Origin of the sequence: Shinella yambaruensis, assembly GCF_022899355.1 — a bacterium.
GTDB classification, from domain to species: domain Bacteria; phylum Pseudomonadota; class Alphaproteobacteria; order Rhizobiales; family Rhizobiaceae; genus Shinella; species Shinella yambaruensis.
The window spans coordinates 100,614-127,206 of record NZ_JALJCK010000008.1 but is presented as its reverse complement, the minus strand read 5'-3'; the positions used below and the strand labels follow the sequence as shown (position 1 = coordinate 127,206).

21 protein-coding genes are annotated in these 26,593 nt (G+C 67.5%); 13 read left to right on the top strand and 8 right to left on the bottom strand.

All coding sequences use genetic code 11. The annotated features are described in order from the left end of the window. Positions 1 to 59: 59 nt before the first annotated feature. The gene (locus tag MUU56_RS19515; protein WP_244768956.1) at positions 60 to 1,385 is read left to right on the top strand and encodes an MFS transporter; all 1,326 of its coding nucleotides are present in this window, start codon (positions 60 to 62) and stop codon (positions 1,383 to 1,385) included. A 376-nt stretch (positions 1,386 to 1,761) separates the two neighbouring features. On the opposite strand, the gene MUU56_RS19510 is transcribed toward MUU56_RS19515, so the two are convergent. Then, positions 1,762 to 2,700 carry a LysR family transcriptional regulator gene (locus MUU56_RS19510; RefSeq protein ID WP_244768955.1) on the bottom strand — a complete coding sequence of 313 codons (939 nt, stop codon included), beginning with the start codon at positions 2,698 to 2,700 and terminating at the stop codon, positions 1,762 to 1,764. Between the two features lie 141 nt (positions 2,701 to 2,841). Between MUU56_RS19510 and MUU56_RS19505 the strand changes: the two genes are divergently transcribed. The 3 genes from MUU56_RS19505 (at position 2,842) to MUU56_RS19495 (ending at position 8,402) form a co-directional block, all read left to right on the top strand. Further along, positions 2,842 to 3,663 carry an alpha/beta hydrolase fold domain-containing protein gene (locus MUU56_RS19505; RefSeq protein WP_244768954.1) on the top strand — a complete coding sequence of 274 codons (822 nt, stop codon included), beginning with the start codon at positions 2,842 to 2,844 and terminating at the stop codon, positions 3,661 to 3,663. 46 nt (positions 3,664 to 3,709) lie between these two features. Continuing rightward, the gene (locus MUU56_RS19500; protein ID WP_244768953.1) at positions 3,710 to 4,900 is read left to right on the top strand and encodes an efflux RND transporter periplasmic adaptor subunit; all 1,191 of its coding nucleotides are present in this window, start codon (positions 3,710 to 3,712) and stop codon (positions 4,898 to 4,900) included. 319 nt (positions 4,901 to 5,219) lie between these two features. Further along, entirely contained in the window at positions 5,220 to 8,402 is a 3,183-nt protein-coding gene (locus MUU56_RS19495; RefSeq protein ID WP_244768952.1) for an efflux RND transporter permease subunit, read from the top strand. 322 nt (positions 8,403 to 8,724) lie between these two features. Here MUU56_RS19495 and MUU56_RS19490 read toward each other — a convergent pair whose 3' ends face one another. From MUU56_RS19490 to MUU56_RS19460, 7 genes are all read right to left on the bottom strand, one after another. Further along, positions 8,725 to 10,344: a dihydroxyacetone kinase subunit DhaK gene (locus tag MUU56_RS19490; RefSeq protein ID WP_244768951.1), complete on the bottom strand. Its 1,620-nt coding sequence runs from the start codon at positions 10,342 to 10,344 to the stop codon at positions 8,725 to 8,727. Between the two features lie 13 nt (positions 10,345 to 10,357). Next, positions 10,358 to 11,353, bottom strand: coding sequence for an ABC transporter ATP-binding protein (locus MUU56_RS19485; protein WP_244768950.1), 996 nt, complete (start codon positions 11,351 to 11,353; stop codon positions 10,358 to 10,360). After that, positions 11,346 to 12,443: an ABC transporter ATP-binding protein gene (locus tag MUU56_RS19480; RefSeq protein WP_244768949.1), complete on the bottom strand. Its 1,098-nt coding sequence runs from the start codon at positions 12,441 to 12,443 to the stop codon at positions 11,346 to 11,348. Before MUU56_RS19480 ends, MUU56_RS19485 begins: the two co-directional genes overlap by 8 nt. A gap of 4 nt (positions 12,444 to 12,447) precedes the next feature. Next, the gene (locus MUU56_RS19475) at positions 12,448 to 12,636 is read right to left on the bottom strand and encodes a hypothetical protein (RefSeq protein WP_244768948.1); all 189 of its coding nucleotides are present in this window, start codon (positions 12,634 to 12,636) and stop codon (positions 12,448 to 12,450) included. Then, a complete protein-coding gene (locus tag MUU56_RS19470) occupies positions 12,633 to 13,574 on the bottom strand; it encodes a carbohydrate ABC transporter permease (RefSeq protein WP_244768947.1) in 942 nt (313 codons plus the stop codon). Before MUU56_RS19470 ends, MUU56_RS19475 begins: the two co-directional genes overlap by 4 nt. Further along, positions 13,571 to 14,518: a carbohydrate ABC transporter permease gene (locus tag MUU56_RS19465; RefSeq protein WP_244768946.1), complete on the bottom strand. Its 948-nt coding sequence runs from the start codon at positions 14,516 to 14,518 to the stop codon at positions 13,571 to 13,573. Before MUU56_RS19465 ends, MUU56_RS19470 begins: the two co-directional genes overlap by 4 nt. Positions 14,519 to 14,939: 421 nt before the next feature. Then, the gene (locus MUU56_RS19460; RefSeq protein ID WP_244768945.1) at positions 14,940 to 16,274 is read right to left on the bottom strand and encodes an ABC transporter substrate-binding protein; all 1,335 of its coding nucleotides are present in this window, start codon (positions 16,272 to 16,274) and stop codon (positions 14,940 to 14,942) included. Positions 16,275 to 16,561: 287 nt separating this feature from the next. Between MUU56_RS19460 and MUU56_RS19455 the strand changes: the two genes are divergently transcribed. The 9 genes from MUU56_RS19455 to MUU56_RS19415 all read left to right on the top strand — a co-directional run bounded on the left by MUU56_RS19455 (position 16,562) and on the right by MUU56_RS19415 (position 26,593). Further along, positions 16,562 to 17,608 carry a LacI family DNA-binding transcriptional regulator gene (locus MUU56_RS19455; protein ID WP_244768944.1) on the top strand — a complete coding sequence of 349 codons (1,047 nt, stop codon included), beginning with the start codon at positions 16,562 to 16,564 and terminating at the stop codon, positions 17,606 to 17,608. Between the two features lie 245 nt (positions 17,609 to 17,853). After that, a complete protein-coding gene (locus MUU56_RS19450) occupies positions 17,854 to 18,357 on the top strand; it encodes an Lrp/AsnC family transcriptional regulator (protein WP_244768943.1) in 504 nt (167 codons plus the stop codon). 3 nt (positions 18,358 to 18,360) lie between these two features. Beyond that, positions 18,361 to 19,905: a hydantoinase/oxoprolinase family protein gene (locus tag MUU56_RS19445; protein ID WP_244768942.1), complete on the top strand. Its 1,545-nt coding sequence runs from the start codon at positions 18,361 to 18,363 to the stop codon at positions 19,903 to 19,905. After that, positions 19,902 to 21,023, top strand: coding sequence for a DUF917 domain-containing protein (locus MUU56_RS19440; protein WP_244768941.1), 1,122 nt, complete (start codon positions 19,902 to 19,904; stop codon positions 21,021 to 21,023). Before MUU56_RS19445 ends, MUU56_RS19440 begins: the two co-directional genes overlap by 4 nt. A gap of 33 nt (positions 21,024 to 21,056) precedes the next feature. Further along, positions 21,057 to 22,622 (top strand): ABC transporter substrate-binding protein, encoded by a 1,566-nt coding sequence (locus tag MUU56_RS19435; RefSeq protein ID WP_244768940.1) that lies wholly within the window; start codon positions 21,057 to 21,059, stop codon positions 22,620 to 22,622. 387 nt (positions 22,623 to 23,009) lie between these two features. Continuing rightward, positions 23,010 to 24,032: an ABC transporter permease gene (locus MUU56_RS19430; RefSeq protein WP_244768939.1), complete on the top strand. Its 1,023-nt coding sequence runs from the start codon at positions 23,010 to 23,012 to the stop codon at positions 24,030 to 24,032. After that, positions 24,029 to 24,868: an ABC transporter permease gene (locus tag MUU56_RS19425; protein WP_244768938.1), complete on the top strand. Its 840-nt coding sequence runs from the start codon at positions 24,029 to 24,031 to the stop codon at positions 24,866 to 24,868. The genes MUU56_RS19430 and MUU56_RS19425 overlap by 4 nt, the downstream gene beginning before the upstream one ends. Continuing rightward, on the top strand, positions 24,855 to 25,808 hold the full coding sequence (locus MUU56_RS19420) for an ABC transporter ATP-binding protein (protein ID WP_244768937.1): 954 nt from the start codon (positions 24,855 to 24,857) through the stop codon (positions 25,806 to 25,808). The genes MUU56_RS19425 and MUU56_RS19420 overlap by 14 nt, the downstream gene beginning before the upstream one ends. Beyond that, on the top strand, positions 25,805 to 26,593 hold the full coding sequence (locus MUU56_RS19415) for an ABC transporter ATP-binding protein (protein WP_244768936.1): 789 nt from the start codon (positions 25,805 to 25,807) through the stop codon (positions 26,591 to 26,593). The genes MUU56_RS19420 and MUU56_RS19415 overlap by 4 nt, the downstream gene beginning before the upstream one ends.

The following is a 26,593-nucleotide window of genomic DNA, read 5'->3' as shown; positions in this document are numbered from 1 at the left end:
TATTGGACGCCGAATAGTCAACACTCTAACGACATGGCGCACATCGCTCGGAGAAATTCATGAGTTCGGTCGCTAACCCTTCGTCCTCGGGCCTCGAGCGGGACGCCCGCCGCATGCATGCGGACGACAAGCCGCTTTCGCCCGGCAGCGTCGCCATCGGCGTGGTGATCGGGCGCACCTCCGAATTCTTCGATTTCTTCGTCTACGGCCTCGGCTCCATCCTGGTCTTCCCGAAGCTGATCTTCCCCTTCGCCGGCAGCGCGGTCGCCGCGACGCTGATGTCCTTCGCGCTCTTCCCGCTCGCCTTCCTCGCCCGCCCCGTCGGCTCCTTCGTCTTCATGTGGATCGACCGCAACTACGGCCGCGGCACCAAGCTGACGGTGGCGCTGGTCATCCTCGGTGGCTCGACCGCCTCCATCGCCTTCCTGCCGGGCTACGAGACGATCGGCTACTGGGCCGTCGCGCTGCTCGCGCTCTTCCGGCTGGGCCAGGGTTTTGCGCTCGGCGGCGCCTGGGATGGGCTTGCCTCGCTGCTCAACCTCAGCGCGCCGGAGAACCGCCGCGGCTGGTACGCCATGATCCCGCAGCTCGGCGCGCCGATCGGCTTCGCGCTCGCCAGCGTTCTCTTCGCCTATTTCGTCACCAGCCTGTCCGAGGCGGATTTCCTCGCCTGGGGCTGGCGCTATCCGTTCTTCGTCGCCTTCGCCATTAACGTGGTGGCGCTCTTCGCGCGCCTGCGCATCGTCGCCAGCAAGGAGTTCGGCGCGGCCATGGAGGCGCAGGAGCTGCAGGCCCGGCCGGTCTTCGAAATGCTGAGCAAGCATGCCATGGACGTGGTGCTCGGCGCCTTCGTGCCGCTCGCAAGCTTCGCCATGTTCCATCTCGTCACCATCTTCCCGCTGTCCTGGATCACGCTCACCGGCGGCCAGTCGGTACAGGAATTCCTCTGGGTGCAGGTGGCGGGCGCGGCCGTCGGCGCGGTCGGCATCGTGCTGTCGGGCGTCATCGCCGACCGGATCGGCCGGCGCAACCAGCTTATGGCCGGCGCCATCCTCATCGCGATCTTCTCCTTCTCCGCGCCCTTCCTGCTGGATGCCGGCGGCAAGGGGCAGGATGCCTATATCCTGATCGGCTTCTTCATCCTCGGCCTCACCTTCGGCCAGTCGTCCGGCGCCGTCTCCTCGCGCTTCACGCAACATTACCGCTACACCGGCGCGGCGCTGACCTCGGACCTCGCCTGGCTCGTCGGCGCGGGCTTCGCCCCGCTCGTCGCGCTCGGCCTTGCCACCAGCTTCGGCATCGTCTTCATCGGCGGCTACCTGATCTCCGGCGCCATCTGCACCATCGCCGCCCTCACCCTGACACGGGTGCTCGACCAGCACTGAGGCGTTGCGGGAGAGCGGCGGCGGGCTACGGCTACACCCCCCTCTGCCCTGCCGGGCATCTCCCCCTCAAGGGGGAAGATCGGCAAGATGCGAAAACTTGCTCAAACCGCAACGCTGGTGAGGGGCAGCACGCTGCTGCTTTCCCCTTCTCCCCCGCGGGGAGAAGGTGGCCCGAAGGGTCGGATGAGGGGGCTTGCACACCGTCTGACGTCTGCGCCGCCCCCTCATCCCGCTACCGCGACCTTCTCCCCGCGGGGGAGAAGGGGCAAGACGCGTCGCCTCATTCCATATGCAATTCGCCTGCCTTGTGGGGGAGATGCCCGGAGGACAGAGGGGTAGTCCCCGCGCACCACAAGCCTGCTTCAAGCCCGCAGGATCACCCCTTCATCCGCCCCGCAGCCCTTGCCGGCGCGCCGAGCTCGGCCTCGGCGAGAAGCCGCACCAGCCAGTCGACGAAGACGCGGACCTTGTTGGAGAGGTGCCGGTTCGGCGGATAGACGATATAGAGCGGGATCGGCTCGCAGCGCCAGCCCGGCAGCACCGGCACGAGCGCACCGCTCGCCAGTGCCTCCGTCGCCATGAACCGCGGCAGCGGCGCGACGCCCAGGCCGGAGAGCGCCGCGGCAAGATAGCTGCGCGCGTCGTTGACCGAGACGATGTAGCGGCCGTTGACCTCGACCTTCTCGCCATCCTTCTCGAAAGCGAAGGGCATGATGCGATTGGCCTGCGCCAGGAAATAGTTGACGCAATGGTGCTCCCCGCCGAGATCCAGCGGATGGTCCGGCGCCCCGAACGCCTCGATATAGGCGGGGGCGGCGCAGGTCACGACGTCGATCTCGGCGACGCGCCGGGCGATCAGCGACTGGTCGCCCGGCGCCCCGCCGCGCAGCGCGCAGTCGACATTCTCCGCCAGGTAATCCACCATCCGGTCGCCGACGCCGAGGTCGATATGGATGTCGGGGTACTTCCTGTGGAAATCGCCGAGCCGCGGGATGACCAGCAGGTCGGCGAAGGCCCCCGCCATCTCGACGCGCAGGCGCCCGCGCGGGCTTGCATGGGAATGGGAAAGGCTGCCGTCCAGTTCGTCGATCTCCGCGACGATCTGGATCGCCCGTTCGTAATAGAGCGCCCCGTCCGTCGTCACCACCACCCGGCGCGTCGTGCGGTTGAGCAGCTTGGTCTGGAGGTGGGTCTCGAGGTTCTGGATGAGATTGCTCACCGTCGCCTTGGGCATGCCGAGCGCAGCGGAGGCCCGGGTGAAGTTGCCGGTCTCCACCACGCGGAGGAAGGCACGCATTGCGGAAAGCTGATCCATGGAACATTCCCACGTTGGAAGCTGCTATTGTTCGAAAATCTGGATAGTGAAGTCAATTTTAGCGCACTTATATCGCAGAGATCAGGCACGATATAAATGGTGAGGCCCCATCCTAATTCCAGGGGGCCCGAGGACACGGCAATGTCGGTAGAGATCAAGGATATGACGTTCGACAAGGTGGCCATCGGCCCCGTGTCCGCGCGCGTCTATCAGGGAGCGGAGTTCGCCAAGGGCGCGCCGATCCTCCTCTACTTCCATGGCGGCGCGTTCCTGGAAGAGGGCCTTCGCCCCTCCCCCGTCGCCGAGGCCATCGCCTCCACGGGCGCCATCGTCGCGGTGCTGGATTATGGCGCGCCGGGCGGCGGCGTCTTTCCCAAGCCGCTCGAAGTCGGCTTTTCCATGTTTTCCTATCTCGCCAAGAAGCGCGCCGGCCTCGGCGACCGCAAGTCGCCGCTCATCATCGGCGGCGAGGAGGCCGGCGGCAACATCGCCGCCGGCGTCGCGCTGAAGGCCCGCGACCATTTCGCCAACGAGCTGGACGGCCAGGTGCTGTTCTCGCCGCTGCTCGATCCCTTCATGGGCACCGCCTCCTTTCGCGAGTCCGAGGCGCTCGGCATGCGCCAGCGCTGGGCGGACGGCTGGAGCCACTATCTCAGCGGCGGCGTCTGCCATCCCTATGCGGCGCCCTGCCTCTGTTCGCGGCTTGCAGGCGTCGCACCCGCCCTCGTCATGTCGGCAGAGGACGATCCGCTGCGCGACGAAGCCCTCGGTTACGCCGACTGCCTCAGGGCGGCCGGCGTGAAAGTTCGCCAGCATGTGCTTCCCGCCGGAGCAGGCTGGCCGGAGATTTACGGCGGGAGCGAAGGCGAAACCCCCGGCTGGTCTCCCAACCGGCCCTCCCCCTGGCAAGAGGAGGTCGGCCGCCAGTTTTCGGGTTTTGTTCAGGATATAAGCATTCACTAATTTAATTTGAACCCGCGGCCCAGGGGGCCGCAAGGAGAACGAGAAAATGACGTCGAAGCGCAAACGCTGGGCCCTGACGGGCGCCGGCCTGGGACTGGCTGTGTCCTTTTCCGCCGCAGCCCTCTATTTCCAACTGCCGGGCAATGTCGCCCAGGCCGAAGCCACCGTGACGGCGGAAGTGCCCGCCGTTCCGGTGACGGTCGCGGTCGTGGAAAACCGCGACGTGGTGACCTGGCAGGAATTTTCCGGCCGCCTGGAGGCGATCGACCGCGTGCAGATCCGCTCGCGCGTCGCCGGCGCCATCGAGGCGGTGAACTTCCGCGAGGGCGCGCTGGTGAAGGCGGGCGATCTGCTCTTCACCATCGACCAGGAGCCCTTCAGGACCGCGGTGACGCAGGCGGAAGGCCAGTACGCCTCGGCCGAGGCCCGGGTCAAGCTCGCCACGACCGAGCTTGAGCGCGGCCAGCGCCTCGCCAGGAGCAACAGCATCTCGCAAAGCGAGGTGGACACGCGCCAGAACGCGCTGGCCGAGGCCCGCGCCGCGCTGAAGACGGCCGAGGCCACGCTGCACGCCGCCAAGCTGGAGCTCGGCTATACGGAAGTGCGCGCGCCGGTTTCCGGCCGCGTCGGCAAGGTGGAGATCACCACCGGCAACCTCGTCGCCGCCGGCTCGACCTCGCCGGCGCTGACGACGCTCGTCTCGGTCGACCCGATCTATGCCGGCTTCAATGTCAGCGAGGAGACGGTCGCGAGAGCCCTTGCCGCCCTGCCGGCCTCCACGGACGCGCTGCCGCCGATCGACCAGATCCCCGTCGAGGTGGGCACGCTCGCCGACGAGGGCACGCCGATCCGCGGCAAGCTCCAGCTCATCGGCAACGAGGTGGACGCGGCGAGCGGCACGATCACCGTGCGCGCCGTCTTCGACAATCCCGGCGGCAGGCTGATCCCCGGCCAGTTCGTGCGCATCCGCATGGGCGAGCCGAAGGCCGAGAGCAAGATCCTCGTCAGCGAGAAGGCGATCGGTACCGACCAGGACAAGAAGTTCGTCTTCGTCGTCGACAAGGACAACAAGGTCGCCTACCGGCCGGTCGTGCTCGGCAGCCTGTCCGGCAACGAGCGTGTCGTCGAAAGCGGCCTTTCCGGCGGCGACCGCATCGTCGTCAACGGCCTGCAGCGCATCCGCCCCGGCGTCGTCGTCGACCCGCAGGTGCAGGAGAACGTCGCTTCGGCGAAGTAGGCGGGCCGCCGCAGCCGCGGCGTCTCACAAGCATTATTCCAACGGTGCCATGACACCCCCCTCTGGCCTGCCGGCCATCTCCCCCTCAAGGGGGGAGATTGGCAGGAGGCAAGAACCCCGCTCAATCCGCGACGTCGGAGATGGGCGAGAGGCTGCTCCATCCGATCTCCCCCCTTGAGGGGGAGATGGCCGGCAGGCCAGAGGGGGGTGCTACGGCAAACGGCCAAGATTAGAGGCCGCCAATACCAACAATCCCATGCCCGCCGGCGGCGCATCGCCCGCCGGATGGGTCCGTTCGTCCCTGGAGAGGGGTATTGCCATGAACATCTCCCGTTTCTTCATCGACCGCCCGGTCTTCGCCGGGGTGCTGTCGATCCTCATCGTCGTCGCCGGCCTGATCGGCATGCGCGCCCTGCCGATCTCCGAATATCCGGAGGTCGTGCCGCCCTCGATCGTCGTGCGCGCCACCTATCCCGGCGCAAACCCGGTCGTCATTTCCGAAACCGTCGCGACGCCGCTCGAAGAGCAGATCAACGGCGTCGAGGACATGCTCTACATGAACAGCCAGGCGACCTCCGACGGCGTCCTGACGCTGACGGTCACCTTCAAGCTCGGCACCGATCCGGACAAGGCCCAGCAGCTCGTGCAGAACCGCGTGTCGCAGGCCGAACCCCGCCTGCCGGCCGAAGTGCGCGCGCTCGGCGTCACCACGGTCAAGAGCTCGCCGGACTTCATCATGGTGGTGAACCTCGTCTCGAAGACCGACCGCTACGACATCACCTATCTGCGCAACTACGCCACGCTGAACATCAAGGACCGCCTCGCCCGCATCGAGGGCGTCGGCCAGGTCCAGGTTTTTGGCGCGGGCGACTATGCGATGCGTGTCTGGATCGATCCGCAGAAGGCGGCGGAGCATGCGCTCGCCGCCAGCGACATTTCCAACGCCATCCGCGAGCAGAACGTGCAGGCCGCCGCCGGCATCATCGGCGCCTCGCCCACCGCCAACGACGTCAACCTCCAGCTCAACGTCAATGCGCAGGGGCGCCTGCGCACGCCGGAGGAATTCGGCAACATCATCGTCAAGACCGGCGCCGAGGGCCAGATCACCCGCCTGCGCGACGTCGCCCGCATCGAGATGGGCGCGGCCGACTATTCGCTGCGCTCGCTGCTCGACGGCGAGCCGGCCGTCGCCGTCGCCGTGCTCCAGGCGCCGGGCTCCAACGCCATCGAGATCGCCGACAATGTCCGCGCCACGATGGACCAGCTCCAGATCGCCATGCCCGAGGGCGTGAAATACGAGATCGTCTACGACACGACGGAATTCGTGCGCGCCTCGATCGACAAGGTCGTCGATACGCTGCTCGAGGCCGTGGCGCTCGTCGTGCTCGTCGTCATCATCTTCCTCCAGACCTGGCGCGCCTCGATCATCCCGCTGCTCGCCGTCCCGGTCTCCATCATCGGCACCTTCGCCGTGATGTATGCCTTCGGCTTCTCGGTGAACGCGCTGACGCTCTTCGGCCTCGTGCTCGCCATCGGCATCGTGGTGGACGATGCCATCGTCGTCGTCGAGAACGTCGAGCGCAACATCGAGAACGGCCTGTCCCCGCGCGAAGCGACCTACCGGGCGATGCGCGAAGTGTCAGGCCCGATTATCGCCATCGCGCTGGTGCTCGTCGCCGTCTTCGTGCCGCTCGCCTTCATCAGCGGCCTCTCCGGCCAGTTCTACCGCCAGTTCGCGCTCACCATAGCGATCTCGACGGTCATCTCCGCCATCAACTCGCTGACGCTCTCCCCGGCGCTCGCCGCCCTTCTCCTGAAGGACCACCATGCGCCGAAGGATTGGCTGACGCGCGTGATGGACGGCCTGTTCGGCTGGTTCTTCCGCGGCTTCAACCGCGCCTTCAGCGCCGCCGGCAACGGCTACGGCCGCAGCGTCGGCGGGCTCGTCACGCGCAAGTCCCTGGTGATGGCGGTCTATCTCGCCCTCGTCGGCGCGACCTATGCGGTGTTCAACGCCGTGCCGGGCGGCTTCGTGCCGGCGCAGGACAAGCAGTACCTCATCGGCTTCGCCCAGCTTCCGGACGGCGCGACGCTCGACCGCACGGAAGAGGTCATCAAGAAGATGAGCGAGATCGCGCTGGAGCAGCCGGGCGTCGAGCATGCCATCGCCTTCCCGGGCCTGTCGATCAACGGCTTCACCATCGGCTCGAATTCCGGCATCGTCTTCGCCTCGCTCGCCCCCTTCGAGGAGCGCACGACGCCGGAGCTTTCCGGCGGGGCGATCGCCATGCAGCTGAACCAGAAGTTCGGCGCCATCCAGGATGCCTTCATCGCCATGTTCCCGCCGCCGCCGGTCAACGGCCTCGGCACGACGGGCGGCTTCAAGCTGCAGATCGAGGACCGCGCCGGCCTCGGCTACGGGCCGCTCAACGAGGCGACGCAGGCGTTCCTGGCGAAAGCCTACCAGACGCCGGAGCTGGCGGGCCTGTTCTCCAGCTTCCAGATCAACGTGCCGCAGCTCTACGCCGACCTCGACCGCTCCAAGGCCCAGCAGCTCGGCGTGCGCGTGACCGACGTGTTCGAGACGCTGCAGATCTATCTCGGCTCGCTCTACGTCAACGACTTCAACGCGTTCGGCCGCACCTACTCCGTGCGCGTCCAGGCGGACTCCGCCTTCCGCGCCAAGCCGGAGGATATCGGCCAGTTGAAAGTGCGCTCGCAGACGGGCGAGATGATCCCGCTCGCCGCCCTCCTCAAGGTGGACGCGACGACCGGGCCGGAGCGCACCACGCGCTACAACGGCTTCCTCGCCGCCGACATCAACGGCGGCCCGGCCCCCGGCTTCTCCTCCGGCCAGGCGCAGGAAGCCGTCGAGAAGATCGCGGCCGAGACGCTGCCTCCCGGCATCGACTTCGAGTGGACGGACCTCACCTACCAGCAGATCCTCGCCGGCAATTCGAGCATCGTCGTCTTCCCGCTGGCGCTGCTGCTGGTCTACCTGGTGCTCGCCGCGCAATATGAAAGCCTGACGCTGCCGATCGCCATCATCCTGATCGTGCCGATGGGCGTGCTCGCCGCGCTCGCCGGGGTCTGGTACACGGGCGGCGACAACAACGTCTTCACCCAGATCGGCCTCGTGGTGCTGGTGGGCCTGTCGGCGAAGAACGCCATCCTGATCGTCGAATTCGCGCGCGAGCTGGAGTTCGAGGGCAGGACGCCGATCAAGGCCGCGATAGAGGCGAGCCGCCTGCGCCTGCGCCCGATCCTGATGACCTCGATGGCCTTCATCATGGGCGTCGTGCCGCTGGTCCTGTCCACGGGCGCGGGCGCGGAAATGCGCGCCGCCATGGGCCTTGCCGTCTTCTCCGGCATGATCGGCGTCACCTTCTTCGGCATCTTCATGACGCCGGTCTTCTATGTGCTGCTGCGGCGTTTGGCGGGCAACCGCCCGCTGGTGCAGCATGGCAAGTCGACGATGGAGGGAGAGACGCAGGCGGTGTAAAGCGGAAGGCCCCTGCCCACAAGGGCAGGCGAATTGCATATGGCAGCACGCTGCTGCTTTCCCCTTCTCCCCCGCGGGGAGAAGGTGGCCCGAAGGGCCGGATGAGGGGGCTTGCACACCGTCCGACATCTGCGCCACCCCCTCATCCCGCTGCCGCGACCTTCTCCCCGCGGGGGAGAAGGGGCAAGACGCGTCGCCTCATTCCATATGCAACTCGCCTGCCCTCAAGCGGAGATGCCGGCAGGCAGAGGGGGTCTTCACCGCAAACGAAAAGGCCGGAGCGGCACCATCGCCGCCCCAGCCTTGATTTTTTCGACGCCCCTCAAGCCGCCAGATGCTCGAACAGCCGGGCGACCGCCTCCGCGCCGGGATCGACATGTCCCTCAAGCTGCTTCGCGTTGATATAGGCCGCCCGCCCCGCCTTCGCGCGCGTCAGCGTCGCGGTGAAGTTCGCGCCCTCGCGGGCCGCGCCGGCGGCTGCCGCCACGCTCTCACCGAGCGCTTCGAGGGCGGGGGAGAGGGCGTCCACCATGGTGCGGTCGCCGATGCTGGCGCCGCCGATCTCCTGCATGCGGGCGAGACCGGCACGCAGGGCCTCGCGCATCGGCAGGCCGCTGGAGGCGCCGTCGCCGGCGGCGGCGAAGAAGATGGCGAGCAGCACGCCGGAGGAGCCGCCCATCGTCTGGCTCAGCTCCTGGCCGATGGCGCGCAGGAGCTGCGTGTGGTCGGAGAGCGGCAGGCGGTCGATGGCGTTGATCAGCGCGCGGGCGGCGCCCGCCAGCGTCGAGCCGGTGTCGCCGTCGCCGGATTTGGCATCGAGCGCGTTGAGGTCCTGTTCGGCGGCGATCAGCACGTTGCAGCAGTTGATGACGAAGGCACGGGTCGCCTCGTGGTTCGAGGGCATCGGCGTGATCGGCGTCAGGCCGTCCGGCAGGGCCGCGACCGCGATCGGCCGGACTTCCGAGACGCCGGGCCAGGCGGCGATCGGCACGGGGGTTTTCAGGAGCTCCAGCTCGGCCGCGTCGGCGGGGAAGACGGAGATGGAAAGGCCCTGCATGTCGAGCGAGGTCATCAGCGGCGCGGGGCCGATGGCATGGGTGATCCGCGCGCCAACCGAGGAACCGAGCAGGTCATGGGCGAGCACCGACATTTCCAAGACGGACGCGCCGCCGAGATTGTTGATCAGCGCGACATGCGGTCCCTCGCCCATGACGGCGGCGAGCCGCTCGACCATGGTGGCGACCGAGGCGCGCGCGCCGGCGAAGTCGATCTGCTCGACACCCGCCTCGCCATGGATGCCGAGGCCGAGCTCGGCCTTGCCCTCGGGAATGCGGTCCTCCTTCGGCGAGCCGGGCACGCGGCAGGTGTCGAGCGACATGCCGATGGAGCGCGTGCCGGCGATGACGTTCCTGGCGGCCGCCGTGACCGTGTCGAGGTCGGCTCCCCGTTCGGCGAGCGCGCCGGCGATCTTGTGTACGAAGAGCGTGCCGGCGACGCCGCGGGCCTGCGGCAGGTCGGGCAGGGCGATGTCGTCACCGACGATGACCATCGAGACATTGAGGCCGAAGGCACGCGCCCGCTCGGCGGCGAGGCCGAAATTGAGGCGGTCGCCGGTATAGTTCTTGACGATGAGGAGACATCCGGCAGGACCGGTCACCGCGAGGATGCCGGCGAGCACGGCATCGACGCTCGGCGAGGCGAAAACGTCGCCGCAGACGGCGGCGGTCAGCATGCCCTTGCCGACGAAGCCGACATGGGCGGGCTCATGGCCGGAGCCGCCGCCGGAGACGAGCGCCACCTTCGACTTGTCCCAGTCGCTGCGCTTGACGACGCGGATATGCGGATAGCCGTCGAGCCGGGTCAGCGCGCCGCCCGAAAGGGCGAGCACTCCGTCGATCGCCTCGGTGACGACGTCTTCGCGCTTGTTGATGAATTGCGCCATGGTTGTTCTCTCCTCAGGCTAAACGCATGCCGGCCGCGTCGAAATAGAGCGGCCGCGACGGTTGGATGCGGATGGTCTCGCCGCCTTTCAGCGGCGTGTGGGCGTCGGTGACGGTGATGAGGTCGTGCCGCTTGAAGGAAAGGTGCAGGCGCGTCTGGTCGCCGAGATGCTCGACGCGCTTGACCAGCGCCTCCTCCCCCTCCCCTTGCGCGATGTGCTCCGGGCGAAGGCCGATGCTTTTCGCCCCCGCCGGCGCGCCGGCGAAGAGGTCGGCCGGCAGCACGTTGATGCGCGGCTGGCCGAGGCGGGTCGCGGCATAGACGCTGACGGGCTCTTCGTAGACTTCGCGCGGCGAGCCGAACTGCACCAGTTTGCCCTCATTGAGCACGCCGACATGGGTCGCCATGGTCATCGCCTCGATCTGGTCGTGGGTGACGTAGAGCAGCGTCGCGCCGGATTTCGCCTGGATGCGCTTCAATTCGATGCGCAGGTCCGCCCGGAGCTTCGCGTCGAGCGAGCTCAGCGGCTCGTCCATCAGGAAGATCTCGGGATTGCGCACCAGCGCGCGGCCGATGGAGACGCGTTGCATCTCGCCGCCCGAAAGCGCCGTCGCCTTGTTCTCCAGCTTGTGGGCGATCTGCAGCACCTCCGCGACCTCCTGGACCTTCCGGTCGATCGCCGCCTTCGGCGTCTTCAGGAGCGGGGATTTCAGGGGGAACTCCAGATTCTGGCGGACGGTGAGGTGCGGATAGAGCGAATATTGCTGGAAGACCATGGCGACATTGCGCTCGGCCGGCGACAGGCCCTTCATCGGCCGGCCGCCGATGAAGACCTCGCCGCCGTCGGGCGCGTCGAGGCCGGAGACCATGCGCAGCACCGTCGTCTTGCCCGCGCCTGTCGGGCCGAGCAGCACGACGAAGGAGCCGTCCGGCACCGTCAGCGAGACGTTGTCGAGCGCGACGGTGCCGCCGAAGCGTTTCGTGACGTTTTCAAGCACGACCTCAGCCATGTCCGAGCACTCCTTCATTGCCCTCCGAGAGGAGGGCCTTGCCGCTTTCCGCATCGAAGAGCGAGAGGGTCCGCGCGTCGAAATCGAGGCCGACAAGCTCCTCCTCCCGCACCAGCTGCGCCGAGGAGATGCGGGCTTTCACCTCGCCGTGTTCCGTCGAAAGGGTGACGATCTGCGTCGTGCCGAGATATTCGACGGCGCTGACACGGCCGCGATAGGCGGCATCGTCGCGGAACTTCACATGTTCCGGCCGGACGCCGAGCGTCAGGCGGCCGTCGCGGCCTTCGCGCGCGGCGGGCACGTTGACCGTGACGCCGCCGAGATCGACGCTGCTGCCGCCGATGCCGATCATGCCTTCGAACTCCAGGAAATTCATCGAGGGCGAGCCGATGAACTGGGCGACGAATTTCGTCGCCGGCCAGTCGTAGATCTGCTGCGGCCGGCCGAACTGCTCGACGACGCCGTGGTTCATGACGACGATCTTGTCGCCCATCTGCATGGCTTCGAGCTGGTCGTGCGTGACATAGACGGTGGTCGCGCCCATGCGGTCGTGCAGCGCGCGCAGTTCTTCCGCCATGTGCTCGCGGAATTCCGCGTCGAGCGCACCGAGCGGCTCGTCCATGAAGAAGGCCTTCGGCCGGCGCACGATGGCCCTGCCGAGCGCCACGCGCTGGCGGTCGCCGCCGGAAAGCCCGCCGACCGGCTTGTCGAGGATATGCTCGATCCTGAGGATGCGGGCGACCTCCGCGACGCGCGTCTTCACCTCCTCGCGCTTCATGCCCTGGCTGACCAGCGGATAGGAGATGTTCTTGCGCACGTTCATGTGCGGGTAGAGCGCGAACATCTGGAAGACGAAGGCGATGTCGCGCTGGCTGGCCGGCTTCATGCCGACCTCCTCGCCGTCGATGAAGATCTCGCCCGAGGTCGGCAGTTCGAGGCCGGCCATCATGCGCAGCGTCGTCGTCTTGCCGCAGCCGGAGGGGCCGAGCAGCATGAAGAACTCGCCGTCCTCGATGGTGAAGGAGGAGGAGCGCACCGCGGTGAAGGCGCCGAACTCCTTGCGGACGTTCTGGATTCTGATTTGCGCCATCGGCCTATTCCGGGAAGTGGCTGACGATGATGAACATCACCGTGCCGAGGAGAGTGACGACGAAGGACCAGGAATAGAGCGTGAGCGCGAAGGGCTGCATGAGCATGACGACGCCCGCCGCGATCAGCACCGAGGCCAGCATTTCCCACGCGCTGCGCCGGAAATGCAGGAGGCCGTTGAAAAATCGTGTCATTTGCGGACTGCTCCGAAGGTGATGCCGCGCAGGAGATGCTTGCGCAGAAGGATGGTGAACACCATGACCGGCACGAGGAAGAGCGTCGCGCCGGCGGCGACGGCGGGCCAGTCCTGGCCGCTGACGCCGATGATGGTGGGAATGAAGGGCGGGGCCGTCTGGGCGTTGCCGGATGTCAACAGGACGGCGAAGGCATATTCGTTCCAGGCGAAGATCAGGCAGAAGATCGCGGTGGAGGCGATGCCCGTCGCCGCCTGCGGCAGCACGACCTTGTAGAACGCCTGGAAGCGGGTATAGCCGTCGATCAGCGCCGCCTCCTCGTATTCGACGGGGATCTCGTCGATGAAGCCCTTCAAGAGCCAGACCGAGAGCGACAGGTTGACCGCCGTATAGAGCAGGATCATGCCGGCATGGGTGTCGCTGAGGCCGAGCGAGCGGAACATCAGGAAGATCGGGATGGCGACGGCGATCGGCGGCATCATGCGCGTGGAGAGGATGAAGAAGAGAAGATCGTCCTTCAGCGGCACCTTGAAGCGCGAGAAGGCATAGGCAGCCGCCGTGCCGAGCACGATGCAGAGCACCGTCGAGCCGAAGCCGATGATGACGGAATTGGTAAAACGTTCGGCAAAACGCGAGGGGCCGGAAATGACGAGCCCGTCCTTGCGCACCAGCTTGTCGTACCAGGTGGTGGGCTCGCCCAGCGCCTGCAACTGCTCGGTCGAAAGCCGGGTGCGCGTGGTGAAGACGTTGACATAGCCTTCCACCGTCGGCGTGAAGAAGGTCTTCGGCGGATAGGCGATGGCGTCGGACGGGGTCTTGAAGCTGGTGGCGATGATCCAGACCAGCGGCAGGATGGTGATCAGCGCGTAGCCGACGACCAGGATGCCCGCGACCCATTTCTGCCTTGGCGAGGGCTCGGTGACGGAATAGCTGCTCATCGTTGTTTCACCTTGTTGAGCGCCTTGACGTAGATCGAGGCTAGGCCGAAGACCGTGACGAAGAGGATGACGGCATAGGCGGAGGCATAGCCGGTGCGCCACTTCTCGAAGGCCTCGCGCTTGAGGTTGATCGAGGTGAGCTCGGTGATCGAGCCCGGGCCGCCGCCCGTCAGCTGCACGACGAGGTCGAACATCTTGAAGTTCTCGATGCCGCGAAAGAGCACGGCGAGCATCAGGAAGGGCAGGACGAGCGGGATGGTGATCGTCCAGAACTGCCGCCACTTGCTGGCGCGGTCGCATTCGGCGGCCTCATAGATGCTCCCCGGAATGGAACGCAGGCCCGCAAGGCAGATCAGCATGACGAAGGGCGTCCACATCCAGGTGTCGACGATGATGATCGCCCAGGGCGCGAGCTTGACGTCGCCGATCATCGAGAAGCTGGAGGGGTCCGCGCCGGTGAGGAAGCCGACCGCATAGTTGAACAGGCCGATCTGCGGCTGGTAGAGGAAGGTCCAGAAATTGCCGACCACCGCCGGGCTGAGCATCATCGGCAGCACGATGATCGTCGTCCACAGATCGTTGCCGCGGAACTTCTTGTTGATGAGATAGGCGAGCGAGAAGCCGATGAGGACCTGCAGCACGATGGTCCAGATCAGGAAATGCGCCGTCGCCTGCATGGTCAGCCAGATGTCGCGGTCGGACAGGATGCTGGCATAGTTCTTCAGGCCGACGAAATCGACCTCGGCATTGGGCCGGTTGACGCGGAAATTGGTGAAGCTCAGCCGGATCGTCCAGATGAGCGGGAAGATGTTGACCGCCAGCAAGAGCACGATCGACGGGGCGACGAAGAGCCAGGCGAGCGCGCGGTCGGACAGGCCGTGCATGCGTCTGGCAATGGCGTGCGGCGTCGCCTCGGCGATCCGGTCCACGGAGGATTTCAGCATGGGTGTTCCCCTGACTATCTGACTGGGCGGCGACAGAGCCGGGGCAGATCCCCGGCTCCGGCCGCGCCCGTGGCCCGCTGGGAGGCGGCGGGACAGGGCAGAGTATGAAGACGATCGGCCGCGACGCAAGAAGGTGCCTCGTTTCCCTTCTCCTCGAGGGGGCAGCGCCATCGCATTGGGGTTCGACGTTGCCGTTCTCCCCTTCTCCCCCGCGGGGAGAAGGTGGCCCGAAGGGCCGGATGAGGGGGTGGCTCGGATCGAGCCTTTGCGCTTGCGGCATCCCCCTCATCCGCCTGCCGGCACCTTCTCCCCGCGGGGGAGAAGGGGATTTGGCAGCGGTTTCCTTTCCGATGCGATGGCCCTGCTCCATGGAAAGAAGGGAGCCGCATCGGCTTGCGCTCAACCCGGCCGCCCGGCGGCGTCAGTACTTGCCTTCGTCGTCGAAGACCTGCGTCCAGTCCTTGGCAAGGCCGTCGAGCGCGTCCTGCGCGGAGCCCTGGCCGGCGACGACATAGTCGTGGAAGCGTTTCTGCGCCGCCTGCAAGAGCGAGGCATAGGCGGGCTCGGCCCAGAAATCCTTCACGATCGCCATGGAATCGAGGAAGGTCTGCGCATAGGGCTGGCTGGTGGCGAAGCTTGGATCCTCGACCACCTTGCGCAGCGCCGAATAGCCGCCCATCTGCCACCATTTTTCCTGGATTTCCGGCTGGGCGAACCATTTGATATAGGCGAGCGCATCCTCCTGCTTTTCCGAGGCCGCGACCACGGAAATGCCCTGCCCGCCGAGCTGGGCGAAGGCGACGCCGTCCGGGCCTGCCGGGTTCGGGAAATAGCCGGACTTCTCGCCGCCGACATTGGCGTCGGCATGGATGCCCGGCCAGGTGAAGGCGAAGTTCATGTGCAGCGCGACCTGGCCCGACTTGTAGGCGTCGATATCCTCGGACATGTAGGCGTCGGAATGGCCGGGCGGCGTGCAGCAATCGTAGAGCTGCTTGTAGAATTCCAGGCCCGCCACCGCCTTGGCGGAGTTCACGTAGCCTTCCAGCTCATAGGGCTTGTCCGGGTTCTCGTACTGGAAGCCGAAGCTGTAGAGCACGTCCATCACACCCATGGTGATGCCTTCGGAGCCGCGCTCCGTATAGATCGCCGCGCCGTAGACGGTCTTGCCGTCGATCTCGCGCTTCTGGAAGAATTCGGCGATGTCCTTCAATTCGGCAAAGGTCTTCGGCACGGCGAGGTCGCGGCCGTATTTCTCCTTGAACGCCGCCTGCAGCTCGGGCCGTTCGAACCAGTCCTTGCGGTAGCTCCAGCCGACGACGTCGCCGAAGGCCGGCAGCGCCCAGTAGTTCGGCGAGTTCTTCGGCCATTCCGCGTAACCGACGACGGTCGCGGGAATGAAGTCGTCCATCTTGATTCCTTCCTTGTCGAAGAAATCGTTGAGCTTGACGTACTGGCCGTTCTCCGCCGCGCCGCCGATCCACTGGCTGTCGCCGATCATCAGGTCGCAGAGCTTGCCGCCGGAATTCAGCTCGTTGAGCATGCGGTCGGCGAAGTTCGGCCATGGCACGAACTCGAATTTCATCGTGACGCCGTTCTTGGCCTCGAAATCCTTGCTGAGCTCGACGAGCGCGTTCGCCGGGTCCCATGCGGCCCAGCACAGCGTCAGATCCTTTGCGCTCGCTTCACCCGTGGCTGCGGCGCCGGCGGCCAAGAGGGCCGCGAAAGCGGCCAGTGATGTGGCATGGCGAAATGTCATGGCGGGGACCTCCTCCCTCGCCTTCCGACCCCATCGGAAGGCTGAAAACGCCCGGTGCGGGCATATGGCGCGGACTGGCTTTCCGGCGGGCCCGCAATCGGGCCCTCCTCCTCCGCGCCGCCTCTTGTGGCACGCGCCGTTCCTCCTGCCGGCCACGCAACGAGTCATATTGAGGTGCGCACCTCAATGCAAGCAATTTTTGAGGTGCGCACTTCAATTCTTGCTTTTCGCCTGCTTTTGTTGGAGGAATCGGATCAGGATCACGCCGTCGTGAAAGAGAGCGGAGAATGCGGCCCACCGCGAAAGACCTGGCAGAAGCCGCGGGTGTCAGCCTCGCGACGGTCGATCGCGTGCTCAACGAGCGGCCGAATGTCAGCCCGAAGGCCGCAAGGAAGGTGGCCGAGGCCATCGAGCGCATCGGCTTCGTGCGCAATCCCGCCGCCGTGGCGCTGGCACGCAACAAGACCTACCGCTTCCGCTTCGTGCTGCCGACCTCCGGCGACCAGTATCTTGCCGAACTCCTCGCCCGCGTGCGCGAGGCCAAGGAGGCCTTGCGCGCCGATTCCACCGAGGTCGGGGCCGTGCAGATCCCGATGAGCGACCCGCACCACGTCGCCAAGTACCTCACCGCCATCGACCACGACGCGGTGGACGGCGTCGCCGTGATGGCGCCGGAATCGCCGCAGGTGCGCGACGCGCTGCTGCGCCTCGTCGAGCGGGGCGTCAAGGTGGTGCAGTTCCTCTCCGGCCAGGAGCGGCTGGAGAGCGCCGACTATGTCGGCATCGACAACTTCGCCGCCGGCGCGACGGCCGGCAAGATCGCCGGCCGCTTCATCGGAGCGCGGCCGGGCAAGATCATGGTCGTCGCCGAGACCATGATGGCGCTCGACAGCATCCAGCGCCGCCTCGGCTTCGACAGCATCATCAACGCGCAGTTCCCGCATCTCGAGAGCCTGCCCTCGCTGGAGACCTATGCGGACGAGAAGCGCGCCGACCTCATCATCCGGCGCACGCTGCAGCACAATCCCGACACCGTCGCCGTCTATGTCCTGAGTTCCGAGGCGCGCGTCCCCCTCACCGCCGTCTGGAACGCGCAAGGGGACCGCCCCCTCACCGTCATCGCCCACGAGCACACGCCCTTCAGCGCGCAGGCGCTGATGGACGAGCGCATCGACGCCGTGATCGCGCAGGACCCCGGCCATGCCGTGCGCAGCGCCCTGCGCATCATGCGCGCCCGCGCCGACCATCGCGAGCTTCTCGCCTCGCAGGAGCGCATCCGCATCGAGGTGCTGCTGAAGGAAAACCTGCCGCTGCGGAAGACCGCCGGCCTCTGACCCCTCCAAAGCCGCCCGGAAACCGCGCCGTGGGCAGGCGGCGGGCTGCGTCCGCGCGTTTCCGTTTCGGCAACGGACAGCCCCGGAAAGACTCTTCTCCGGTTGCCGGATCGGCAATTTTCTGCATCCGGAAGCCGAAAACCGGGATATTTTCGGAAAGAATGGCCCGATATGGCTGAAATATTCTTGACACAATTCCGTTTCGGAAATTTACTTGATGCATTCAGGCCGAAATGGAACCGCGCATGAGCCAACGCTACCTCGTCGACGATCTGGACCGCGAGATCATCCGCTACCTCAGCGAGGACGGACGCCTTTCGGCCGCCGAGATCGCCGGCCGGATCGGCAGCGTCTCCGAGCGCACCATCCGCAACCGCATCGCCGGCCTGCTGCAGGCCAAGATGATCGTCATCGGCGCCATTCCCGATCCCGTGGCGCTGGGGCGCGACGTGCAGGTCGAGCTTCTGATCGAGGTCGAGCCGGGCCGGCAGGAAGAGGTCGCCATTCAGCTCGCCGAATATGACGAGATCGGCTACCTCGCCGCCACCAGCGGCACGGCCAATCTGAGCGCCTCGCTCTTCGTCGCCGATCATGCGGCGCTTCTCGAATTCATCGACCAGGAGCTGGGCAAGCTGCCCGGCGTGAAGCGCGTGACGAGTTCGGTCGTCCTGCGACTCTACAAGGTATTCGGCACGAGGACGACCGCGATCAGCCGCGGCACGGACCTCGGCGGCAAGAAGAAAGGATAACCCATGCTGCGCATCGGGGTGGATGTGGGCGGAACCAATACGGATGCGGCGCTGCTCTCCGGCACGACGGTTCTGGCCACGGTGAAATCCGCGACCACGGCGGACGTGACCTCCGGCGTCGCGGCGGCGATCCGCACGGTGCTGGCCGAGGCCGGCATCGCCGCCGGCGCGGTCAACGGCGTGATGATCGGTACCACGCATTTCCTCAATGCGGTGGTCGAGGGACGGCACCTGGAGAAGGTCGGCGTGCTCCGGCTCTGCGGCGCGGCGACGCGCTCGCTGCTGCCGATGATCGACTGGCCGGACACCCTGCGTCCCATCGTCGAGGGCGGCGCGGCGCTGGTCGGCGGCGGCCTCAACTATGACGGCTCGGACATCGCGCCGCTCGATGGCCTCGCCATCCGCGCGGCCTGCCGCGACTGGCGCGCCCGGGGCATCTCCGCCATCGCGATCTGTTCCGTCTTCGCGCTGGTCGATCCGCGCATGGAGATCGAGGCGGCCGCCATCGTCGCCGAGGAAATGCCGGATGCCGCGATCAGCCTGTCGCACCGCATCGGCCGCACCGGCCTCCTGCCGCGCGAGAACGCGGCGATCCTCAATGCCAGCCTCCACACGCTCGGCCGCGAGACGGTCGGCGCCTTCCGCTCGGCCTTCGCCGCGCTCGGCCTTGCCTGCCCGCTCTATCTCACCCAGAACGACGGCACGCTGATGGCGGCGGACTTCGCCGAACGCTACCCGGTCTTCACCATCGCCTCCGGCCCGACCAACTCCATGCGCGGCGCCGCCTTCCTCACCGGGCTTTCCGACGCCGCGGTCATCGATATCGGCGGCACGACGACGGATATCGGCATGCTCGTCGCCGGTTTCCCGCGCACCCGCAGCGAGGGCGCGATGATCGGCGGCGTGCCGACCAATTTCCGCGTGCCCGACGTCTATTCCTTCGGCCTCGGCGGCGGTAGCATCGTGCGCCCCGGCGCTGCGCCGACCGTCGGCCCCGACTCCGTCGGCTTCCGCCTGCCGCAAAGGGCGCTGTGCTTTGGCGGCGACACGCTGACGGCAACGGACATCGCGGTTGCCGCCGGCCTCGCCGACCTCGGCGACCGCAGCCGCCTTTCCCACATCACGCCGGATTTCGCTCAGAAGATGCTGGCGCAGATGAAGGCCAGCATCGAGACCGTGCTCGACCGCATGAAGCCGAGCGCCGAGCCGATCCCGGCCATCCTCGTCGGCGGCGGCTCCGTGCTGGTCGAAGGATTGCTGGAAGGCACCTCCGTTTCGCTGAAGCCGGATCATTTCGGCTCGGCCAACGCCATCGGCGCGGCCATCGCGCAGGTGTCCGGCGAGGTCGACAGCGTGGTCTCGCTGGAAGGCACGACGCGCGAGATCGCGCTCGAATCCGTCGTCGCGGAGGCGCGGGCGCGCGCCGTCGAGGCGGGCGCGGCCGCCGAAACGACGACGCTCGCCGAGATCGAGGAAACGCCGCTCGCCTACCTGCCCGGCAATGCCGTGCGCGTCGCGGCGAAAGTCATTGGAGAATTGCGGGCATGAAATACTGGACGCTCACCGAGGCGGATATCGACCGCATCGCCATCGGCTGCGGCATCCTCGGCACCGGCGGCGGCGGCAGCACCTATCACGGCGCGCTGCGCGCCAAGGCGCTGCTGCGGGAGGGTAAACGCATCCGCATGGTGCGCCCGGCCGACATGGACCCGGATGCGCAGATCATCGGCATCGGCGGCATCGGCGCGCCCACCGTCGGCATCGAGAAGATCGCCGAGGGCGGCGAGGGCGTGCGGCTCCTGCACGCGCTGGAGCGCCATATGGGCCGCAAGGTCGATGCGCTGCTCGGCGACGAGGTGGGCGGCGGCAACGGCATCGCGCCGATGCTGACGGCGGCCATGGTGGACCTGCCGGTCGTCGATGCCGACGGCATGGGCCGCGCCTTCCCGGAGGTGCAGATGACGACCTTCTTCATCCATGGCCAGCCGGTGCAGCCGGCGGCGCTCGCCGATGCGGACGGCAACGTGCTGGTCGTCACCGACGCCACCACGCCGAAAATGCTGGAAAAGCTGCTGCGCGCCAGCACCATCGCCATGGGCTGCACCGCGCTGATGACGACCGCGCCGATGTCGGGCGACTTCGTGCGCCGCTTCGGCGTGCCGCACACGACGAGCCAGGCCTGGAGCCTCGGCGACGCCGTGCTCACCGCCCGCGCCGCCAAGGCGGACCCGGTCGAGGCGATCCTGAAGCAATCCGGCGGCGTGCGGCTGATGCGCGGCAAGGTGACCGATATCGGCCGCCGCGTCATGGCCGGCTTCACCCGCGGCAAGCTGACCGTGGCGGGGCTGGATGGCGATGCCGGCCGCACGCTGACCGTCGAGATCCAGAACGAATATCTCATCGCCCGCGAGGGCGAGACGATCATCACCATGGTGCCGGACCTCATCTGCATCGTGGATTCGGAGACCGGCCGCGCCATCGGCACGGAGGAGCTGCGCTACGGCCTGCGCATCGACGTGCTGTCCATGCCCGCGCCGGTGCTGCTGCGCAGCGAGATCGCGCTCGCCTCCGTCGGCCCCCGGGCCTTCGGCTATGATTTCGACTTCGTGCCGATGGGCGTCTCCGCCGATGCGCCCGCGGTCCCGCATTACGAAGAAGACACCTGATCGTCCGATCAAACCATCCATTGGGAGCCCGACATGAACCGCCGCAATTTCCTGAAGACCACCGTCCTTGCCGCCCTCGCCACCGCCGCCACCGCGCGCTGGAACTTCGCCATGGCGCAGGGCGCCAGCCAGATCTTCACGCTCGCCTATCCGACGAGCTTCCCGGACCTCGACCCGGCGACCTCGTTCTCCAACGACGGCGCGGTGCTGGCCAATGTCTATGAGGGCCTGACGCGCTACATTCCCGGCGACGAGAAGACGGAGGCGAAGATCGAGCCCCGGCTCGCCACCGCCTGGGAGGTGAGCGCCGACGGCAAGACCTGGACCTTCACCCTGCGCGACGGCGTGACATTCCACGACGGCACGCCGCTGACCTCCGAGGCCGTCAAGGGCTCCATCGAGCGCACCAAGAAGATCGGCGGCGGCGCGGCCTTCATCTGGGGTCCGGTCACCGCGATCGAGACGCCCGAGCCGCTGAAGGTCGTCTTCCAGCTCTCCGAGCCGCAGCCGCTCGACCTCATCGCCTCGGCCGGTTTTGCCGCCTGGATCTACGCGCCCTCCTCCTTCGACAAGGACAATGCCTGGTTCAACGCCGGCAACGATGCCGGCACCGGCCCGTTCAGGATCTCGCGCTACGAGCCTGGCCAGCGCGCGGTGCTCGACCGCGTCGAAGGCTACTGGGACACCGTGCCGGACGGCGCCTTCCAGACGATCTCCTTCGAGATCATCGAGGACACGACGCTCGCCCAGAACATGATCGAGAGCGGCCAGGCCGACTGGACCTATTCCATTCCCTTCGAGAACCTCGAGGCGATGAAGGCCAATCCGGACCTCAACGTCGTCTCCAACCCCTCCTTCGAAACGCTGTTCGGCCTCTACAACGTCAAGCGTGCGCCGCTCGACAAGGTGAAGGTGCGCCAGGCGCTGTCGCTCGCCTTCCCCTATGACGACGTGATCGCCGCCGGCACGATGGGCCTCGGCACCCGCGCCAAGGGCGTCGTGCCCGCCGGCATCTGGGGCCATGACGCCGATGCGCCGATCCCCAGCACCGACCTGGAAGCCGCCAGGGCGCTGCTGGCGGAGGAAGGCATCGAGCCGGGGCTGGAGCTGGTCATGACCTATTCCACCACCCAGGCGCTTTCGGCCGTAGCCGGCGAACTCTGGAAGGCGAACCTCGAAACCCTCGGCATCACGCTGACGCTGCAGCCGATGGCCTGGGAAGCGCAATGGCAGCTCGGCAAGTCGGACCCGAAGGCCGCGCAGGATATCTTCGTCATGTTCTGGTGGCCGACCTTCGTCACGCCCTACGACTACCTCTTCAACCTGTTCCACACGGAAGAAAAGCCGAACTTCAACCTCGGCTACTATTCCAACCCCGAGGTGGACGCCAAGATCGACGAGGCGGCCAAGCTCTCCGGCACCGACCGCCCCCGCGCCGAAGCCCTCTTCATCGAGGCGCAGCGCACGGTGATCGAGGAAGCGGCGGCCGTCTTCATGGTCGACCGGCCGAACGTCCACATCATCCGCTCGGACATCAAGGGCTACACCGACAATCCGGCCTATGGCCATGTCACCTTCGTCAACGAACTGAGCCGGTAACGGAACGGGAAACCCCCAGATGACGCGCGCGCACCCCTCCTTGGCCTGCCGGCCATCTCCCCCTGAAAGGAGGAGATCCGGTGGGGTGGCGCTCCGCCCTTCTTCGACGGTGCCGTTGAAGCCGGGTTCCCGCCTCGCGACCTCTCCTTTGGCGGCGAGAGGTCGTGCCCATGGGGCGGACCCGTCCTGCCTGCTCCCTTCTCCCCCTCGGGGAGGAGGTCGCGGCAGCGACATGGGGAGAATGCCGCAGGCGAACCCGTCCGATCATGGCACCCGCGCCCCGCATCCGGCCCGGCGCAACGCGTCCGCCCGGAAGATGCCGGCAGGCAGCGGGGGTGCTCGCCGCAGTCCTTTCACCCTCCCCTCCGCCATGCGATCGGCCCGCTGATGGAACTCCTCCGCTACATCCTGCGCCGCACGGTCCTCTCCGCCTTCGTCGTCGTCGGCGTGACCTTCCTGGTCTTCATCGTGGCGCAGGTGGTTCCCTCCGATCCGGCCGCGCTCTATGCCGGCCCGCGCCCGACGGCCGAGCAGATCGAGAAGGCGCGCCAGGAACTCAACCTCGACGCGCCCCTGCCCGCCCGCTTCGCCACCTTCGCGGCCGCGATGGCCTCCGGCGACTTCGGCGTCTCCTACAAGTCGCGCCGGCTGATCGCCGAAGACCTCAAGGCCTACCTGCCGGCGACGCTGGAGCTTGCGGTCTTCTCCACCGGCCTTGCGCTTCTTATCGGCATTCCGCTCGGCGTGCTCGCGGCCGCAAGGCAGGGCAGGTGGCCGGACAGGCTCGGCAGCTTCGGCTCCATCGCCGCCGTCGCCATGCCGACCTTCTTCCTCGCCATGATCCTGCAGCTGGTCTTCGCGCAATGGCTCGGCATCCTGCCGCTGTCCGGCCGGCTGTCGCGCGAGATCGCGATCGGCGCGCCGCTGCCCGTCGTCACCAATTTCACGCTTGTCGACGCGCTCCTTGCCGGCCGGCTCGATGCCTTCGGCAATGCGGTGACCCATCTCGTCCTGCCGGCGCTGACGCTCGCCTCCTACCCCGCCGGCGTCGCCATGCGCCTGACGCGCTCGGCGATGATCGAGATCCTCGAGCGCCGCCACGTCGTCGCCGCCCGCACGCTCGGCCTGTCCGAGCCGCGCATCCTGTTCGGCCATGCGCTGCCGAACGCCATGGGTCCGGCCCTGACGGTGATCGGCCTCTCCTTCGCCTATGCGCTGACCGGCGCGGTGCTGGTCGAGATCATCTTCGCCTGGCCGGGGCTCGGCCGCTACGTTTCCGAGGCGATCCTCGCCAAGGACTTTCCGGTCATCGCGGCCGTCACCATGGTGGTGACGATCTGTTATGTCGTGATGAACCTCCTCATCGACATCGCCCAGGCGCTGGTCGACCCGCGGGTGGCGCTCTCATGAAAAAGCTCGTTCACCGCCTCGGCTGGCCCGGCACGATCGCCCTTGCCGTCGTCCTCCTCTTCGTCTTCGTCGGCCTCTTCGCGCCGTGGATCGCGCCCTATCCCGCGCAGGGCGCCGGCGCGCCGAACGTGCTGGCGAAGCTCGCGCCGCCCTCGGCGGACTACTGGCTCGGCACAGACCATCTCGGCCGCGACATCCTGAGCCGCATCATCTACGGCACCCGCGTCTCGCTGACCAACGGCGTGCTGATCGTCGCCTTCTCGCTGCTCATCGGCCTGCCGGTCGGCCTTGCGGCGGGCTATTTCGGCGGCTGGATCGACGAGGCGCTGATGCGCGGCACCGACGTCTTCCTCGCCTTTCCCGCGCTGCTGCTCGCCGTGCTGATGGCCGCCGCCCTCGGCCCGGGTTTCCTCAACAGCATCATCGCCGTCGCCGTGACCTGGTGGCCCTGGTATGCCCGGCTTGCCCGCGCGGAAGTGCTGGTGCTGCGCGGCCAGCCCTATGTGGAAGCGGCGCGGCTTGCCGGCGTGTCGCATCCGCGCATCATCGCCCGCCACATCCTGCCCGCCACCGGCCGGCCGCTGACCGTGCAGGCCGCGCTCGACGTCGGCCCGGCGCTGCTGACCGCCGCCGCCCTCTCCTTCCTCGGCCTTGGCGTTCTGCCGCCGACGGCCGACTGGGGCCAGATGGTCGATGCCGGCCGGAAGTTCTTCCCGGCGCGCTGGTGGTATTCGGCCATGCCCGGCCTGACGATCTTCATTGTCGCGCTCGCCTTCAGCGTGCTCGGCGATGCGCTGCGCGAGCGCAAGGGAGGGACCGTCCGTGCCCCTGCTTGACATAAGCGACCTCTGCGTCCGCATCCCGACGCCGGAGGGCGAGGTGCATGCCGTGCGCGCCGTCAGCCTTAGGATCGAGCGCGGCGAGATCCACGGCGTCATCGGCGAATCCGGCTGCGGCAAGACGATGACCGGCATGGCCACGCTCGGCCTTGCGCCGAAAGGCGCCCGCATCGAGGCCGCACGCTTCCATTTCGACGGCGCGGACCTGCGCGAACAGGCGAAGGCCCTGCGCGGCAAGCGCATCGGCATGATCGCGCAGGACCCCGCGGCCGCGCTCAACCCGGTGCTTTCCATCGCCCGCCAGATGGACGACGTCATCCGCGCCCACCGCACCCTGCCGCGCGAGGCCCGCCGCAGGGAGGCGGCCGACCTTCTCGCCGCCACCGGCCTGCCCGATCCTGGAAGGGTATTGAAGAGCTATCCGCACCAGCTTTCCGGCGGCATGCAGCAGCGCGTGGTGATCGCCCAGGCGCTGGCGACGGGCGCCGACTTCCTCATCGCCGACGAGCCGACCACGGCGCTCGACGTCTCCGTCGGCGCGCAGGTCCTCGCGCTGCTGCGCAAGCTCGTCGCCGAGCGCGGCCTCACCGTGCTGATGATCACCCACGACATGGATGTCATCGCGGAGGCCTGCGACCGGGCGACGGTGCTCTATGCCGGCCGCTCCGTCGAGACCGGCCCGGTGGAGGCCGTGCTGCAGAAGCCCGGCCATCCCTATACGCGCGCGCTGCTCGCCGCCCTGCCGGATGCCGCCCCGCACGGCGCCCGCCTTGCCGCCATCGAGGGCTCCATCCCGCCACCGCGGACGAGGATCGCCGGCTGCGCCTTCGCCCCGCGCTGTCCGAAGGCCATGCCCGTCTGCGCCGCCGAGCCGCCGCCCGAACGCGCCCGTGACCGCCACACCTGGCTCTGCCACCTGCCGGAGGATGCGGCATGAGCCCGGCCCCGATGCTCGACGTCAGGGATCTCGTCATCCGCTATCGCGCCGGCCTCTTCGCGCCGCGCCCGAAACCGGCCGTCAACGGCGCCAGCTTCCGGCTTGAAAAGGGCGAGACCCTCGGCATCGTCGGGGAAAGCGGCTCGGGCAAGACAAGCCTGCTGCGCGCCATCCTGCGCCTCCTGCCGGTGGAAAGCGGCACGGTGCGGCTCGACGGGCAGGACTGGCTGGCACTGCAGGGCGACGCCCTGCGCGGCGCGCGCCAGAAGATCGGCGTCGTCTCGCAAAATCCCTTCCTGTCGCTGAGCCCGCGCCTCACCATCGCCGAGATCGTCGCCGAGCCCCTGCTGGCCGCCGGCGCGCGGCAAGGCCCGGCGCTGCGCGAGAAGATCGCCGCGCTCGTCGCCGATTGCGGCCTCACCGCCGATTTCCTCGACCGACGCGCGCGGGAGATTTCCGGCGGCCAGGCGCAGCGCGTGGCGATCGCCCGGGCGCTGGCGCTGGAACCGGGCCTGCTCATCCTCGACGAGCCCACCTCGGCGCTCGACGTCTCCGTGCAGGCGCAGATCCTCAACCTGCTCGCGGACCTCAAGGAAAGCCGCGGCCTCTCGATGCTCTTCGTCACCCACAACCTCAAGGTCGTCGCGCACATTTCCGACACGCTCCTCGTCATGCGCCGCGGCGACGTCATCGAATTCGGCCGGACGGAGGCGGTGATCGCCGCCCCTGCCGAGGCCTATACGCGCGACCTGCTGTCCTTCGGCCGCAAGGCCGCCGCCGGATAG

What these genes read in the sequence shown, in the direction of transcription:
- MUU56_RS19500 (WP_244768953.1), top strand. Translation starts at nt 3,710, where the DNA reads ATGACGTCGAAGCGCAAACGCTGGGCCCTGACGGGCGCCGGCCTGGGA.
- MUU56_RS19440 (WP_244768941.1), top strand. Translation starts at nt 19,902, where the DNA reads ATGAAATACTGGACGCTCACCGAGGCGGATATCGACCGCATCGCCATC.
- MUU56_RS19425 (WP_244768938.1), top strand. Translation starts at nt 24,029, where the DNA reads ATGAAAAAGCTCGTTCACCGCCTCGGCTGGCCCGGCACGATCGCCCTT.
- MUU56_RS19435 (WP_244768940.1), top strand. Translation starts at nt 21,057, where the DNA reads ATGAACCGCCGCAATTTCCTGAAGACCACCGTCCTTGCCGCCCTCGCC.
- MUU56_RS19485 (WP_244768950.1), bottom strand. Translation starts at nt 11,353, where the DNA reads ATGGCTGAGGTCGTGCTTGAAAACGTCACGAAACGCTTCGGCGGCACC.
- MUU56_RS19445 (WP_244768942.1), top strand. Translation starts at nt 18,361, where the DNA reads ATGCTGCGCATCGGGGTGGATGTGGGCGGAACCAATACGGATGCGGCG.
- MUU56_RS19495 (WP_244768952.1), top strand. Translation starts at nt 5,220, where the DNA reads ATGAACATCTCCCGTTTCTTCATCGACCGCCCGGTCTTCGCCGGGGTG.
- MUU56_RS19465 (WP_244768946.1), bottom strand. Translation starts at nt 14,518, where the DNA reads ATGCTGAAATCCTCCGTGGACCGGATCGCCGAGGCGACGCCGCACGCC.
- MUU56_RS19475 (WP_244768948.1), bottom strand. Translation starts at nt 12,636, where the DNA reads ATGACACGATTTTTCAACGGCCTCCTGCATTTCCGGCGCAGCGCGTGG.
- MUU56_RS19515 (WP_244768956.1), top strand. Translation starts at nt 60, where the DNA reads ATGAGTTCGGTCGCTAACCCTTCGTCCTCGGGCCTCGAGCGGGACGCC.
- MUU56_RS19415 (WP_244768936.1), top strand. Translation starts at nt 25,805, where the DNA reads ATGAGCCCGGCCCCGATGCTCGACGTCAGGGATCTCGTCATCCGCTAT.
- MUU56_RS19480 (WP_244768949.1), bottom strand. Translation starts at nt 12,443, where the DNA reads ATGGCGCAAATCAGAATCCAGAACGTCCGCAAGGAGTTCGGCGCCTTC.
- MUU56_RS19490 (WP_244768951.1), bottom strand. Translation starts at nt 10,344, where the DNA reads ATGGCGCAATTCATCAACAAGCGCGAAGACGTCGTCACCGAGGCGATC.
- MUU56_RS19450 (WP_244768943.1), top strand. Translation starts at nt 17,854, where the DNA reads ATGAGCCAACGCTACCTCGTCGACGATCTGGACCGCGAGATCATCCGC.
- MUU56_RS19460 (WP_244768945.1), bottom strand. Translation starts at nt 16,274, where the DNA reads ATGACATTTCGCCATGCCACATCACTGGCCGCTTTCGCGGCCCTCTTG.
- MUU56_RS19470 (WP_244768947.1), bottom strand. Translation starts at nt 13,574, where the DNA reads ATGAGCAGCTATTCCGTCACCGAGCCCTCGCCAAGGCAGAAATGGGTC.
- MUU56_RS19505 (WP_244768954.1), top strand. Translation starts at nt 2,842, where the DNA reads ATGTCGGTAGAGATCAAGGATATGACGTTCGACAAGGTGGCCATCGGC.
- MUU56_RS19430 (WP_244768939.1), top strand. Translation starts at nt 23,010, where the DNA reads ATGGAACTCCTCCGCTACATCCTGCGCCGCACGGTCCTCTCCGCCTTC.
- MUU56_RS19455 (WP_244768944.1), top strand. Translation starts at nt 16,562, where the DNA reads ATGCGGCCCACCGCGAAAGACCTGGCAGAAGCCGCGGGTGTCAGCCTC.
- MUU56_RS19510 (WP_244768955.1), bottom strand. Translation starts at nt 2,700, where the DNA reads ATGGATCAGCTTTCCGCAATGCGTGCCTTCCTCCGCGTGGTGGAGACC.